Annotated in this window: 13 protein-coding genes, 2 other RNA genes and 2 riboswitches; of the genes, 12 read left to right on the top strand and 3 right to left on the bottom strand. The window is 36.1% G+C overall.

Annotation, left to right across the window (positions count from 1 at the left end; translation table 11 throughout):
- Nucleotides 1-78 precede the first annotated feature (78 nt).
- Nucleotides 79-180, top strand: a riboswitch (purine riboswitch).
- A 106-nt stretch (nt 181-286) separates the two neighbouring features.
- Nucleotides 287-880, top strand: a complete 594-nt coding sequence (locus NSQ40_RS08390) for a xanthine phosphoribosyltransferase (RefSeq protein WP_003196427.1) — start codon at nt 287-289, stop codon at nt 878-880.
- Nucleotides 881-882: 2 nt separating this feature from the next.
- Entirely contained in the window at nt 883-2205 is a 1323-nt protein-coding gene (pbuX, locus tag NSQ40_RS08395) for a xanthine permease PbuX (RefSeq protein ID WP_003196428.1), read from the top strand.
- Nucleotides 2206-2224: 19 nt separating this feature from the next.
- On the opposite strand, the gene NSQ40_RS08400 is transcribed toward pbuX, so the two are convergent.
- On the bottom strand, nt 2225-3388 hold the full coding sequence (locus NSQ40_RS08400) for a DUF418 domain-containing protein (protein WP_098187784.1): 1164 nt from the start codon (nt 3386-3388) through the stop codon (nt 2225-2227).
- A gap of 490 nt (nt 3389-3878) precedes the next feature.
- Here NSQ40_RS08400 and NSQ40_RS08405 point away from each other — a divergent pair, with 490 nt between their 5' ends.
- The gene (locus NSQ40_RS08405; protein ID WP_341286090.1) at nt 3879-7538 is read left to right on the top strand and encodes a dynamin family protein; all 3660 of its coding nucleotides are present in this window, start codon (nt 3879-3881) and stop codon (nt 7536-7538) included.
- Between the two features lie 3 nt (nt 7539-7541).
- On the opposite strand, the gene NSQ40_RS08410 is transcribed toward NSQ40_RS08405, so the two are convergent.
- On the bottom strand, nt 7542-7796 hold the full coding sequence (locus tag NSQ40_RS08410) for a DUF3931 domain-containing protein (protein WP_000369734.1): 255 nt from the start codon (nt 7794-7796) through the stop codon (nt 7542-7544).
- Nucleotides 7797-7867: 71 nt separating this feature from the next.
- Here NSQ40_RS08410 and NSQ40_RS08415 point away from each other — a divergent pair, with 71 nt between their 5' ends.
- The 5 genes from NSQ40_RS08415 (at nt 7868) to ssrS (NSQ40_RS08435) (ending at nt 9992) form a co-directional block, all read left to right on the top strand.
- Nucleotides 7868-8323 carry a GNAT family N-acetyltransferase gene (locus NSQ40_RS08415; protein ID WP_003196437.1) on the top strand — a complete coding sequence of 152 codons (456 nt, stop codon included), beginning with the start codon at nt 7868-7870 and terminating at the stop codon, nt 8321-8323.
- 56 nt (nt 8324-8379) lie between these two features.
- Nucleotides 8380-8652, top strand: a complete 273-nt coding sequence (locus NSQ40_RS08420) for a DUF2533 family protein (protein WP_003196439.1) — start codon at nt 8380-8382, stop codon at nt 8650-8652.
- 2 nt (nt 8653-8654) lie between these two features.
- The gene (locus tag NSQ40_RS08425) at nt 8655-9488 is read left to right on the top strand and encodes a sulfurtransferase (protein ID WP_258248231.1); all 834 of its coding nucleotides are present in this window, start codon (nt 8655-8657) and stop codon (nt 9486-9488) included.
- Between the two features lie 115 nt (nt 9489-9603).
- Nucleotides 9604-9787, top strand: a non-coding RNA gene (gene ssrS, locus NSQ40_RS08430) — 6S RNA.
- 21 nt (nt 9788-9808) lie between these two features.
- A non-coding RNA gene (gene ssrS / locus NSQ40_RS08435) (6S RNA) lies at nt 9809-9992 on the top strand.
- Between the two features lie 301 nt (nt 9993-10293).
- On the opposite strand, the gene NSQ40_RS08440 is transcribed toward ssrS (NSQ40_RS08435), so the two are convergent.
- A complete protein-coding gene (locus NSQ40_RS08440; protein ID WP_018764313.1) occupies nt 10294-10743 on the bottom strand; it encodes a hypothetical protein in 450 nt (149 codons plus the stop codon).
- 82 nt (nt 10744-10825) lie between these two features.
- Here NSQ40_RS08440 and NSQ40_RS08445 point away from each other — a divergent pair, with 82 nt between their 5' ends.
- The 4 genes from NSQ40_RS08445 (at nt 10826) to NSQ40_RS08460 (ending at nt 14113) form a co-directional block, all read left to right on the top strand.
- A complete protein-coding gene (locus tag NSQ40_RS08445; RefSeq protein ID WP_003196444.1) occupies nt 10826-11137 on the top strand; it encodes a hypothetical protein in 312 nt (103 codons plus the stop codon).
- A 3-nt stretch (nt 11138-11140) separates the two neighbouring features.
- Entirely contained in the window at nt 11141-12373 is a 1233-nt protein-coding gene (locus NSQ40_RS08450; protein ID WP_003196447.1) for a glutathionylspermidine synthase family protein, read from the top strand.
- Nucleotides 12370-12756 (top strand): DUF350 domain-containing protein, encoded by a 387-nt coding sequence (locus NSQ40_RS08455; RefSeq protein ID WP_018764315.1) that lies wholly within the window; start codon nt 12370-12372, stop codon nt 12754-12756. Before NSQ40_RS08450 ends, NSQ40_RS08455 begins: the two co-directional genes overlap by 4 nt.
- Before the next feature lie 67 nt (nt 12757-12823).
- Nucleotides 12824-12987, top strand: a riboswitch (M-box (ykoK) riboswitch).
- Nucleotides 12988-13381: 394 nt separating this feature from the next.
- Complete coding sequence (locus NSQ40_RS08460) at nt 13382-14113, top strand: P-type ATPase (RefSeq protein ID WP_003196451.1); 732 nt, start codon at nt 13382-13384, stop codon at nt 14111-14113.
- The last annotated feature ends 61 nt before the right edge of the window (nt 14114-14174 follow it).

Here is a 14174-nt window from a genome sequence, read left to right on the forward strand (position 1 = left end):
TGTTTTTGTAAAATTTGTACGTGTTTTTTCTAGAAACGCTTTTCAAAGTAAAAAAAGTGCGTTATAATCCTTCTATAAAATAAATAGGTTAGCTACACTCATATAATCGCAGGGATATGGCCTGCAAGTTTCTACCGAAGTACCGTAAATACTTTGACTATGGGTGAGGACGAATATATTGCTGGTTTAGCATTCTTTTTTGCGAAGCTCCAAAAGCACGTCTCTCACTTGTAACGAGTGGTGGCTGCTTTTGGAGTTTTTTATTTGCATAAGAGGGGGAGCAAGCATGAAAGTATTACAAGAAAAGATTTTAAACGAAGGAAAGGTTTTATCTGGTGATGTGTTGAAGGTAGATGCCTTTTTAAATCATCAAATTGATCCAGTACTTATGCAAAAAATAGGAAAAGAGTTTGCACAGCGTTTTAAGGAAGATAATATTACAAAAATCGTGACGATTGAATCTTCGGGTATTGCACCAGCGGTTATGGCAGGTTTAGAGCTTGGTGTAAAAGTGGTTTTTGCAAGAAAGCGGAAATCGTTAACGTTACAAGATAATATGTATGTTGCAAAAGTATACTCATTTACAAAACAAGAAACGAATGAGATTTCATTATCTAGAAATCATATCCATGAAAATGATCGTGTATTAATCATTGATGACTTTTTAGCAAACGGTCAGGCTGCTTTAGGCTTAATGAGTTTAGTAGAGCAAGCCGGTGCAAGTATTGCTGGGGTTGGAATTGTTATTGAAAAAGCATTTCAAGACGGAGGAAAGAAACTACGTGAGAACGGTGTTCGTGTAGAATCACTTGCAGAAATTGCATCACTTGATAACGGTACTGTTACATTTGTTCAGCATGAGACTGCGGAGGTGAAATAGTCATGAAGCAACACCCATTTAAAATCGCATCCCTTGGCGTGCAACATATGCTTGCGATGTATGCAGGGGCAATAATTGTTCCACTTATTGTTGGCGGAGGACTTGGCTTAAATCAACGAGAATTAACATACTTAGTATCCATCGATTTATTAATGTGTGGTGTCGCAACAATTTTACAAGCTTTATCGAATCGATTTTTTGGAATTGGCCTTCCTGTTGTACTTGGTTGTACGTTTACAGCAGTTGGACCGATGATCGCCATCGGTAAACAGTACGGTGTTTCTTCCATATATGGAGCAATTATTGCAGCAGGATTGTTCGTTGTTATTTTTGCAAAATTATTTGGAAAGCTTGTGAAACTGTTCCCGCCTGTAGTAACGGGTTCTGTTGTTACAGTTATTGGAGTTACATTAGTTCCAGCGGCTATTAATGACATGGCTGGAGGAGTTGGAAGTAAGGATTTTGGAAGTCTAGAAAACTTAGCGTTAGCATTTGGTGTTTTACTATTTATTATAATTATGTACCGCTTCTTTGATGGTTTTATCCGTTCTATTTCTATATTACTTGGTCTTTTATTTGGTACGATTATTGCAGCATTTATGGGAAAGGTGAGCTTGCAGGCTGTTGGAGAAGCTGAGTGGTTTCACGGTATTCAACCGTTTTACTTTGGCACACCAACATTTGAGTTAACGCCGGTTATTACGATGATTCTCGTTGCTTGTGTTGGGATTGTGGAAGCAACTGGCGTGTATTTCGCTTTATCCGATATATGTAACAAAAAGATTGGTGAAAAAGAGCTAACAAAGGGTTATCGTGCCGAAGGATTAGCGATGATCTTAGGTGGTATTTTTAATGCATTTCCATATACGACTTATTCGCAAAACGTAGGTCTTGTTCAATTAACAGGTGTACGAAATCGCGTCATTATTTATACGTGCGGTGGTATGTTAATCGTTCTTGGTTTTATTCCAAAAATTGCAGCTATCACAACGATTATTCCAAAGCCAGTACTTGGTGGTGCCATGCTAGCAATGTTTGGGATGGTTATGGCATACGGTATTAAAATGTTAAGTAGTGTAGACTTTGCAAAACAAGAAAATTTATTAATCGTAGCATGCTCTGTTGGAATTGGCCTTGGTGTAACAGTCGTTCCAACGTTATTCTCTCAGCTTCCAGAAAGTATTCGTATTTTAACAGATAACGGAATTGTACTTGGAAGTGCGTCAGCTGTACTCTTAAATATTGTGTTTAATATGATTCCGCAGCGCAAAGCGAAAACAAAAGAAGAGCAAATTCCAATGCAAAGTGCTGTAACAGAAGCATAAACAAAAAGCAAGGTTCTCATTAAGAGACCTTGCTTTTCTTTTTTAGAGGCATCATTTTTCCATATGTGCCAAGGCGCCAAATATATTCAAGTGGACCGTACTGATAATGAGAGAGCCACCAGCGACTAATACAGATTTGTAATGTATAAAAGCCGATGCAAAATATTGGGCCGATCCATAATGGTACTGGTAAATAATTTTTGAAAAACAGACCAAACACAAGCAATGTAATGATTGTGCTTGAAATGTAATTTGTTAGTGCCATTCGTCCTACATATTGGAATGGACGTAATAGCTTCTGCCAACGCTCCTTCTGTAATAAGCGCATAAGTGTGAAAATGTAAAAGATAAATAATGTTTTCCCGCTAAACATTGTAAGACCTCTCATGTAGATTGGTTCATATGGTTGTTTTGCCACAAAGTAGCGAATCATGAAGAACCAAATAGGTAATGTTAAAACGAACATAATGATTTGCCACTTTTTTAGTTTTGGATCTAGTTCATTCGTTCGGCGGAAAATGTCGTTTTTGCCGGCATATAAGCCGAGCAAGAATAATCCAACTATTTCTGGAAGTATAAAAAGGTTTGTCTGGATTACTTCAGAATAAAAGTCTGTAAAGCGATCTTGCACTTGTACTCCCCAATTTTCTAAAGGCATAATGGGGAGGGAAGTTCTTAATTCTTCTATTGGCATAAACATAAGGAGTAAACTCATTAGTAGCATGAAAAACTGGAAAAGTCCTAATAGAACTAAAGCCCATATTAAAACAGTACGAGGCTTTCTTTTATAAAATAAAAATAAGAAAAATCCTGCAATTGCATAGCTATGTAAAATATCCCCATCCCATAAAAGGACATAATGCATGAAGCCGAATAATAATAAGATGAGGAGACGACGAACAAATAATGTTTTTGGATGATCTGTTTTTGTCTCAGCACGCTGCATGAAAATGTAAAATCCTAGTCCAAACAAAAATGAAAAAATAGTATAAAATTTTGTTTGAATAAACATGTCATAAAATAGGCGAATATAACGGTCTATTCCTTCATAACCTCCTGTGATTTCACTAGTGTCAACACCAGCAATAACAGGCCAGTTAACAAGAAAAATACCAAATACAGCAATCCCTCTAATAATATCGATAGAATGAATCCTCTCACCGTGCGAAACGCTTTGTTCCATTATTTTCCTCCTTTGAATAAAGCCCTTTTATTATACAAAATGTTATCAAAAGGAGATAGAGGGGATTTCCAATTTTTGAAACTGTTAAGATGTTTGTTATGAGATATAATAAGGATGCACAGCAAGTTTTTCACTCCTTTAAAACAGGTAGTAAAGAAGCTCCTTATTTTCAAGGAGCTTCTTTTTTAGAAATTAATATTGATAATGATTCTCTTTAATGATAAAATATACTCAAAAGTGATAATCATTATCAAAAAAGGTTGGTGTGCTAAATATGGTATATGCATTAGTTGCAGGAACGGTGGCTGTGTATGCTGTCGTTACAAAATATGTGTTAAATGGAGTCGGAGCAACAAAATGAATAAACTTACATAGAATCCCTTTCATCTGTCAAAAGAATGAAAGGGATTTTTTATTTTTAATGAGAATATCCTGAAAATTTAGTATGATAGTAGGGTATATACATCTTGGAATAAAGGGGAACAAGGGGATGACAAACATAGTACAGACAAACAGTATGAAAAAGCTTGTTTGTTTTTATGAAGAATGGCAGAAGCATGGTGATACGGAAAATAGTTTGAAGTTGTTTGAAGTAATTCAAAAATATAAGCAAGAACAGCTTATGATTGCTTTTTGCGGTCACTTTTCTGCTGGAAAATCGACAATGATGAATCACTTATATAAAGCGCAGTTATTACCAACAAGTCCGATTCCGACAAGCGCGAATGTTGTTAAAATTGAAAAGGGACAGGACCGTGTTGTTGTGACAGTGAAATCTGGAGAGCATTATGAATATGATGGTGCATACTCGGCGGAAGAATTGAAACAGCTTTGTAAAAATGGTGATGAAATAATTGGCGTTCATATTTATCGAAATGATGCGCCAATTCCTGATGGCGTTATGCTCGTTGATACACCTGGAATTGATTCAACAGATGATGCGCATCAATTAGCAACAGAATCAACACTCCATCTTGCGGATGTTATTTTTTACATGATGGATTATAACCATGTTCAGTCAGAAGTGAATTTGCAGTTTGTGAAAGAATTAAAGCAGCGTAATAAAACAGTTTATCTTGTTATCAATCAAATCGATAAGCATAAAGAAAATGAGCTATCATTTGAAGATTATAGGCAAAGTGTGAGTCAATCGTTTTCTAACTGGGATATTGAAGTAGATGGTATTTTTTATACTTCTTTACGAATGATGAACCATCCGTATAACGAAATACAAAGATTAGAGAAATTACTTTCTTCGATTATGAAAGAGCGTGAGCAGTATGTGGGCAATGGTATGGAAAGAGAAACGGCATATTTATTACAAGAACATTTTTCATTTATTCTTGCAGAAAATGAAAAACAATTAATGCCCTACCAAAAAGAATTAGCATCACCTCTATCGCTTACAGACGTAATGGAAAAGAAAGAAGAGCTTATTGAAAATAAACGACGTGTGGCTAGTAAAGAATCGGACGTGAAAAATGAATTTATAAAAGGATTGCAAGCAATATTAGACAATGCTTACTTAATGCCATTTGAAATGAGAGAGCTAGCAAATCAATATTTAGAAACGAAGCTAACGAAGTTTAAAGTTGGTTTGCTATTTGCAAAAGGAAAAACAGAGCAAGAAAAACAGCGACGTTTAGATGCATTTTATTTAGCACTAGGGAAGACCGTTGAAACACAGATTGATTTTCATGTGAAAGAGTTTATTGTGGCTTTCTTAAAAGATGAAGGGATGTTTACAGAAGAAGTCGGAAAAGACATATATGCACTGCGAATTTCTTTTGGTCCAGAATTATTAGCAGAAACCATTAAACAAGGTGCAGGGTTTACAGGAGATTACTTGCTTCTTTATACAGCGGATGTTGCGAATGAGCTGAAGAAACGCTACTTTATGAAAGCACAGCAAATTTTTGAGCAAAGCACGGGCGTTTTACGGAAAAAGATGGAGAAAGAGATTGCTCATATTGAACAAGAAATTGAGCAATATACTATGTTACAGACAGCAAAAGAAACAAAATTACAATATATTGAGGCGTATGATAAATACGAGAATTACTTACAAGGTATTTGGAGCGATCATGTACCGGTGCCAAATGAATTGCAAGTAGAAAAAGTATTACAAGGGAAGAAACAGGTTGTAAATGAGAAGTTTATATTACAAGAACAAGAGGTACAAAGTGATAGTATTTCGTATAAGGAAGAAAATATAAAAACAACAGCAACATTAAATATTCATCGTATATTAGAACAAGTAAAAGATGCGGAAACAATATTAGAAACTCTTCCTACACTTAAACATTTGCATCAAGAAGTTGTTGGGAAAAGAAAACGTGTTGAAACAAAGCAATTTACAGTAGCGTTATTTGGAGCTTTTAGTGCAGGGAAATCATCATTTGCAAATGCATTACTGGGTGCGAATGTACTCCCGGTATCACCAAATCCAACAACGGCGACGATTAATCAGATTTTACCGATTACAGAAGACAAACCTCACGGCACAGTAATTGTTCAGTTTAAATCGAAGCAGGCGCTATTAGAAGATATGAAAGCAGTTTATAAATTGTTTCATTATGAAATAAAGACATTTGAAGAAGCGTTATTACAAATAGATACAATCCTACAATACCCGTCACCAAGTGGAAAGCAGAAAACAACATTTAGTTTTTTACGTGCAGTGCAGAAGGGATATCAAGCAGTTTCTAATCATTTGGGAGAACAAGTGCAAGTTACGTTAGAAGAATTCTCTGATTATGTAGCGAATGAAGAGAAATCATGTTTTGTTGAATATATGGAATTATACTATGATTGTGCTTTAACGAGACAAGGTGTTGCACTTGTTGATACACCAGGAGCAGATTCTATTAATGCTCGACATACAGACGTTGCATTCCAATATATTAAAAACGCTGATGCGATTTTATTTGTAACATACTACAATCATGTCTTTTCAAGGGCGGATCGTGAATTTTTAATTCAACTTGGCCGTGTCAAAGATACATTTGCGCTTGATAAAATGTTCTTTTTAATTAATGCAGCGGATTTAGCTCAGTCTGAGGATGAACTTGAAATGGTAAAAGGCTATATAGCAGACCAGCTCCTGCAATACGGTATCCGAAATCCACGTCTATTTGCAATTTCGAGCTTATGTGCACTTGAGGAGAAACAAGGAAAGAGTATTGCAAAAGAAAAGTATGGTATCTTGAAAAATTCGGGGATTACAAAGTTTGAAGAATCATTTACATCCTTTATGATGCGTGATTTAATGCTCGTATCTGTCCATTCTTTATATAGCGCATTGCAAAGTGCTGAGCAGCTTCTTGTAAATATGATACAAGGAGCAAAGCAAGGGAACGATGAGAAAGAAAAACAAATAAAAAAATATGAAGCAGAACGTGAGCAGCTACTTCATATTATTTCATCGTATAGTGTACTTGCAGAAGAGCAAGCGATGCAAAATGAAGTGAAAGAACTGTTATATTATGTGCAGCAACGTCTATTTTTACGTTATAACGATGTGTTTACTGAATTTATTAACCCAGCATCCCTTCGAACAGATGGAAATGTGAAAATTAAGTTGCAAGAATGTCTCATGGAACTTGTAGCCTTTATCCAACATGATTTATTACAGGAAATGCGAGCAACGTCACTACGTCTTGAAAAATGGATGGATGAAGCGATGCAACGTGCAAAAGATGAAATTGCAGTGAAATGTAAGTTGGAAAACGAATCTATTTCTATGAATGGGACAGCAGATTATGAATACCAAGTTATTACGCATAAAGAGCCGTTTCCTTCTATAGAAATAAAGCATTTTAAAAAGGCATTATCTCATTTCAAAAATGAGAAAAGTTTCTTTGAAAAAAATGATAAAGCAACAATGCAGGAAGATACGAAGGAATCACTTGAGTCTGTCGTATCCCAATATGTAGCTGATGAAGAAGAGATATTTATCCAGCATTATAAACAAGAATGGGAATTGAAATGGGACTTATTCAAAAAAGTGATGCAGGAAGATGTTAAGCAATATTATGCAAGTGTATTATTCGCTTTAGCAGAGACAATTGATGTGTCGCTATATGAACAAAGTAAGGAACAATTACAGAAACAGTTAGCAGCAATCGAAAAAGAAATTCATATTTTATAAGCTCTATGAAAAAAAGATTCGTTCAATTTTCTTTTGTAATACAGCATCCAGAGATTTTACGAATCCTGCAAATTCATCTGTAGAAATCATATGAGTCAGAACTAACCGTCTGCCATCTGGTGTTTCACCGCATAAGACGAATGAAGAAAACTCATATGTTTTTCCATCTACAACTAATTTTGGGTGGGAATATGTTCCGTTTTTCTTTTTCTTTCCATCAATCGAGATGACGTTGCATTTTTTCTCATTGTTGTCCATGGTGAATCCCTCCTTTGTATTACTTATGGTAGACAAGGAGGGTTTAGAACAAGAGAGAAAGGGGAAATTTCATGAAAATTGTCATGGAACGTATTTCGCAAGATAAGGCGCCGATGTCATTATTGTTGCTTGCTGATCCCAGTGAGAGGCAAATTAATTCATATTTGAAGAGAGGTCTTTTATATATTGCAAAATATGAAGAAAATGTTATAGGCGTATATGTATTACTTGAAACAAGACCGCAAACAATGGAAATTATGAATATCGCTGTTTCAGAAGAAATACAAGGGCAAGGACTTGGAAAACAGTTATTACAGCATGCAATTGCAACTGCCAAAGGAAAACACATGCATAACCTTGAGGTAGGGACAGGGAATTCTAGTATTTCACAGCTTGCTTTCTATCAAAAATGTGGTTTTCGTATTTTTTCTATTGATTTTGATTACTTTTCGAAGCATTATGAAGAAGAGATTATTGAAAATGGGATTGTATGCCGAGATATGATTCGGCTTACAATAGAACTCTAGTCATTTTCTTATGAAGAATTGGCGAGAAAGTATAAATTATTTAGGGGGAAGAGAAGATGGAAGTACATAAAGCAATTACAGCACATTCTCGTAAACAAAATGAAATTGTGACAACATTTTTACAGTTAGAAGCACAGCGTGAAGCGGCAATTGAAGCAGCAGTAGCACTTGCGTCAAATGGAAAACATTTCTCAGTAGATGCAATTAATATGGTAACGAAGCAAATCAATGCTCTTGCTAAACGAGGTGTTGCACCGCAACGTAAAATTGTAACAGAAGATATGGTTATGGAGTATGTAGGTCGTCTGCAAGAGAAAGAAGGTCGTTAAGCATGATTGTTACAGTCGAATGGTTACGTGATCACATAGAAGATGAACATGTCCGTGTAGTCGATTGTCGTTTTGACTTAGCTGATTCAAATTTGGGACGAAAGCAGTATGAAAAAGAACATATTCCCCATGCATTATATTTTGACTTAAATCTTGATTTATCAAGCGCTGTTACGGAGCATGGTGGTCGTCATCCACTCCCAAGTCTTGAGAATTTTGCCGAAAAGCTTTCTCAGGCTGGTATTGATGAAAATACGACAGTGGTTGCATATGATAGTCAAGCTGGTGCAATGGCTTCGCGTCTATGGTGGCTATTAACATATGTAGGACATCAAAAAGCATATGTGTTAAATGGTGGGTTTCCTGCTTGGAAAGACCAAGATTTATCTACAACAGCTGAAGTTCCAACCATTGAACGGAAAAAATTCATACCGAATGTGCAAGACAACATGCTTGTAACGATGAAAGATGTGAAAGAAAAAATTCGTACAAATGCAGATTTTACGTTAATTGATTCGAGAGAGCCAAAACGTTATGCTGGCGCTGAAGAATCTGTTGATCCTAAAGCTGGTCACATTCCAACAGCAGAAAATTATTTTTGGAAAGATGGAATCACATCGGAAGGTCAGTTCAAAGATAAAGAGGAACAAGAAGATCGTTTCCGCTATCTTAGTAAAGAGAAGGAAACAATCGTCTATTGCGGATCTGGTGTAACAGCATGCCCTAATGTATTAGCGTTACAAACAGCTGGTTTTCGTAACGTGAAGTTATATGCTGGAAGCTGGAGTGATTGGATTTCTTATCCAGAAAACCAAATTGTAAAAGAAGGACAGTAACCTCTTGCATGCAAAAATATTTTGTATTAAAATAAGGTCACAAGCAAGAATTTGCTTCAAAACATTACATTTTACACATTGCATGCAATGTGATAAGATAACGACAAGTAAATAAAACATCCTGCGGTGTACGTAACTTATTTATGTCTAAAACCGATGTTAGTTATACGGAAGCTCAACATTTAGCGACCATCATCAAGCCTTCCATGTGGAGGAAGATGTACGGTAGCTGTGAGGGCATCCACCTGCGAGTAGCGGGTTTTTGGACATTTACGAGGGACGGCACGTGCGGGGGGTCTTATTTTAACTAACATTATATAAAATTCCTACGGTGTACGTAGCTTATGTATGTCTTAAACCAATAAGTATAATACGGAAGTTCAATATTTAAATGTAAACAGCATGCCATCTTTTTAAGAAGGAAGCTGAAAGCATTTATGAGAACATCCACCTGTGAGAGCAGGTTTATGGACATCTAGAGAGAACGGCATGTGTGGGGCTATATAAAAAACCTTACGTTTTATACGTAAGGTTTTTTTGTTTTAGGAACCTTTTATCGGGACTATGGAAATGATTAGAATTTCATTGTGTGGAGAGCATAAAAATATTAGAAATCAAATGAAACTCCCAATTATGGGAGTTTCATTTGATTGTTACCCCGCATTAACGGACAGTAAGACTCCCACCTCAAAATTCTGCAAAAACAAAGAAGTTAGGTGGGAGATTAACTGTCCGTAAAAGCCCGATTCGTTCAACTAATAATCAGTGGGGGATGAAGAAAACCCCCACTGATTAAAGTTTCACTTTATCTGTGCCCACCTGTAAAATTTCCATAATAAACATAGCACTTTCGGTCTTCATCAATCTCTCTGGAATCTAAGGCGAGTTCCATAAATATTCCGTCTTTTTGAACGTACAAAATATCTGAATGGAGATACGTTAAAATCTCGTCATGGTTCCATACATCTTTACTTTCTATTAAAATTGAATTTGCCTCTTGTAGTTCTCTAATCTCAAAACCTATATGGGAATATGTAGGCTCTGAAGGATCATCGAAGAACGCTTCTTTTTGGACATATAATACTGCTGTTCCATCAGGATCCATCGCGGTCGCTGTTACGACATATGTATCTCCTTCTTTAATGAAATACTCACAAGTCATCCTTGCGACGGTTTCGGAAACAGGAATGTTCGCGTAGCTCCATAGGGCAGGGTATTGTTTCGCTTCGTCATTGAGTCGATATTCTAACCGCAATTGTACTCCCTCTTCCTTTTTCTTCTATTTTATCATGAATTCTATTATAATAAAAAAATAATATACAAAGGAGCGTTGGAAAGTGACAAAAACCAAATGGTTAGTAACAGGTGTTCTTACTTCTTTAATGACTAGCACTTTATCTGGATGTACAGAAGATCTCCCTCCAAAACCGAAGGATAAGAGTTGTGCTGATTGGGATTGGGATGATGAACTTGGTGTGTGGCGATGTGATGACAACCGTTCAAGTTATCATGGGCATTATTATTACGGTAGTACATACTATCAAAATAAATCCACCTTCAAAAATTCATCTGAATTTAAGTCCTACCAAGCTTCGTCCAATTTTAAAGGGGGAATTGGAAGCGGTTCAAAGGGTGGATTCGGAGGTTAAATTATGTCGCTTTACATAAAGAAACGAAGTGAATTTTATTCAAGGTTCCCTCACTTTTGGTCTGACTTATACGGGAGTGAGTATAGCCTTTTTCATGTTTTTGAAATAACAGAACAAATAATCCAAGATTTGCAATTAGCAACAGAAAGAATGGGGAAAGTATTTTTTAAGACTGCTAGGCTTCTTCGGACCTTGTCTGACGCTCAGCTTCTTGAATTTGGTTTTCCATCTTCAAGTTTGCCTTTTATTAGAATGAAATCTCTGTTTCCTGAATCTATTATTTCACGGTTTGATTTTGTTTTGAAGGATAGTGGTATCAAAATGCTTGAGTTTAATAGTGATACTCCAACTTTTATCGTGGAATGCTTTCAAATGAATGGAGTGGTTTGTAAAGAATTAGATTATCATGATCCGAATAAGAATCAGGAACGTCTTCTCTCTTCTGGTATCACAAAAGCTGTGATGGAGGCTGCTAAGGGAATAGAAAGTCCAAACGTTGTCTTCACAGCCCATCATGAAAATATAGAGGATTGGAATACGACTGCGTATTTGAGTCAGCTATGTCAGGTTAAAAACAAAATGATGTCAATGCCAGAACTCAGAATTACTGACGATGCTTTGGTCGACAGAGACGGTGTGCCAATTGATATTTTGTATCGTCAGACATATCCTATTGAAGACTTGGTTGAGGACAGGGATCCCAAAACCGGAGATCTTGTAGGGATTGAGCTACTGCAACTTGTAAAGGAAGGAAAGCTCTTTATTATAAATCCTATCTCATCCTTTCTGCTTCAGCCAAAATCGATTCAATGCCTGATTTGGGGATTGGCCGAGGCGGGCGCTTTTTATACAAATGAGGAACGACAATGGATAAAAAAATATATGCTCCCTACTTACCTAGAACAGGATCCTTTTTTAGGGAAAAGTTCTTTTGTTCAAAAGCCTTCGTTCGGTAGAGAAGGCGACACGGTTACAATTCGTGACAAAGACACCAATATTGTTAATCAAAATTCATATCAAACGTATAAAAAAGAACTTCCTGTATTTCAAAAATATATAAAGCTTCCAGTTGTTTCACTTGAGACTGAAAGGGGAAACGAGGAGCTGTCGTATGTGTTTGGATCGTTTTTAATTGCAGGAAAACCAAGTAGTATTGGTATACGTGCCGGTGAAAAAATTACGGGGAATGAATCTTATTATTTACCTGTAGGAATTAAAAAGGAGGATTATAAATGATAAATTTCTTACTTTATTTAGCGATTTCAATCGGTCTTTTATGTATCGGTCTGTTTCTTATGGAAGTGACAACGAAAGTCAAGGAATTTTCGTTAATGGCGAAAGGTAATAAAGCAGCAAGTTATGCACTTGGAGGAAGACTTCTTGGTCTTGCTATTGTTTTGTATTCGACCGCAGCTAATTCTATTTCATTTTTGGATATGGTTTTATGGGGAGCGATTGGAATTTTAGCACAGATTATTGTGTTTTATTTAGCTGAATGGCTCACACCGCGTTTTAATATCAATCAAAGCATCGAAGAAGATAATCAGGCCGTCGGACTTTTCCTTATGTTTTTATCAATTTCCATCGGAATCGTGATTGCTGGGTGTTTAACGTATTGAAAAACCTTGAACTGAAGGTGTTGACATCTATTTTAAATAGGAGTAACATTTTCTATGTAATAAAAAAATAAGTCTCTGTTAGGTGAGGCTCCTGTATAGAGAAATGCTACTGCCCAAAAATGTCGAGAGACGCCAATGGGTCAACAGGAATGATCGAATTAAGGTTTTTCTTAACGTAGCTGGTAATGTACCTATGCTATACAGTGCTAAAACTCGGCGAGGGAGAGGTTCGCAGATTTCTATGTTGATTAGGAATCGCTTATTTACGTATGTAATGACCTTTACTCGCTTATGAGTAAGGGTCTTTTTATTAACAAACTATGACCATTTCCATAGTATAAATACTGACTAACAAATGAAAGAGGAGGTGAGGAGCATGTCAAATTCTGACTCGGTTCCGTTACCCATATACTGCAAAACAAAAATATATGATGTAGGCAGGAAACGACTTGTTCCTCCCTCTATAATTTATCACTAAAATAGCGGGCAGCTTATAGTTATGTGCTGAAATAATTATGAGTTGAGCGTAGACACTTTAACTGAGTTTAGGGATATCCATTGTTAAAGTGAGATAAATTGAGAAACAAAGCGTTTCTTCCTATGTTGTAAAGGAGGAGACGATAATATGTTATATGTAAATAAACTTGTGGGTAACATGTCTCATAAACAAAGTAAAAGAATGATGAAAGAGCAATCTATGTTAAAACAAAATAAAGACTTGTTAATTGAAATTGCAACAAGAGATGTAAAGTCTGTATTTGCTTATTTTAAAACGACAAGAGATGGTCTTTCTATTAAAGAAGCGCAGAAACGCATGCATGTGTACGGGAAAAATGAATTACCTTCAAAAAGAGCAATTCTTTTTGATGTAATGATGAAATTATGTGAAATGCTCCCTGGATTTACAAAGCAACGTGTTCATAATCAAAATCAGTGTGAGATTGTAATGGTTACTGTTTCTAGGATAGAAGGATGTACAACTGCGGAGATGAATAGCGAATCAAAAATAATGAAACTTCCAGTTGAGGAGCTAGTTCCCGGGGATATGATTTTTCTTTCAGCAGGTGATACAGTTCCAGCTGATGTACGTATTATTTTTGCAGAGGATTTGTTAGTAAATGAATCGGTGCTAACAGGGAAAGAAACGAATGTAGAGAAATTTGAAAGCTGTTATCATCTTGAACGCAAACGTTTTATTCCGTTAAAACGAATGAAAGATTACAATCCACTTCAACTTGAAAATGTATGTTTTAAAGGCACACATGTTGTAAATGGAAGTGCGAAGGCTGTGGTCGTTTCAACAGGTAAAAACACGTATTCTGGATTACTTCATACATGCTGTAGTCAAACATGTTAAACTATTAATGGTGCTAAATATATGAAAACATTGTATAATAGATAAAGTTGAACAGAAACGT

It is taken from the genome of Bacillus sp. FSL K6-6038 (assembly GCF_038050455.1).
GTDB classification, from domain to species: Bacteria; Bacillota; Bacilli; order Bacillales; family Bacillaceae_G; genus Bacillus_A; species Bacillus_A pseudomycoides.

Bases quoted from the DNA above. Each gene is read 5' to 3' on its own strand.
- NSQ40_RS08390 (WP_003196427.1), top strand. From the start codon at position 287: ATGAAAGTATTACAAGAAAAGATTTTAAACGAAGGAAAGGTTTTATCT.
- pbuX (WP_003196428.1), top strand. From the start codon at position 883: ATGAAGCAACACCCATTTAAAATCGCATCCCTTGGCGTGCAACATATG.
- NSQ40_RS08400 (WP_098187784.1), bottom strand. From the start codon at position 3,388: ATGGAACAAAGCGTTTCGCACGGTGAGAGGATTCATTCTATCGATATT.
- NSQ40_RS08405 (WP_341286090.1), top strand. From the start codon at position 3,879: ATGACAAACATAGTACAGACAAACAGTATGAAAAAGCTTGTTTGTTTT.
- NSQ40_RS08410 (WP_000369734.1), bottom strand. From the start codon at position 7,796: ATGGACAACAATGAGAAAAAATGCAACGTCATCTCGATTGATGGAAAG.
- NSQ40_RS08415 (WP_003196437.1), top strand. From the start codon at position 7,868: ATGAAAATTGTCATGGAACGTATTTCGCAAGATAAGGCGCCGATGTCA.
- NSQ40_RS08420 (WP_003196439.1), top strand. From the start codon at position 8,380: ATGGAAGTACATAAAGCAATTACAGCACATTCTCGTAAACAAAATGAA.
- NSQ40_RS08425 (WP_258248231.1), top strand. From the start codon at position 8,655: ATGATTGTTACAGTCGAATGGTTACGTGATCACATAGAAGATGAACAT.
- NSQ40_RS08450 (WP_003196447.1), top strand. From the start codon at position 11,141: ATGTCGCTTTACATAAAGAAACGAAGTGAATTTTATTCAAGGTTCCCT.
- NSQ40_RS08455 (WP_018764315.1), top strand. From the start codon at position 12,370: ATGATAAATTTCTTACTTTATTTAGCGATTTCAATCGGTCTTTTATGT.
- NSQ40_RS08460 (WP_003196451.1), top strand. From the start codon at position 13,382: ATGTTATATGTAAATAAACTTGTGGGTAACATGTCTCATAAACAAAGT.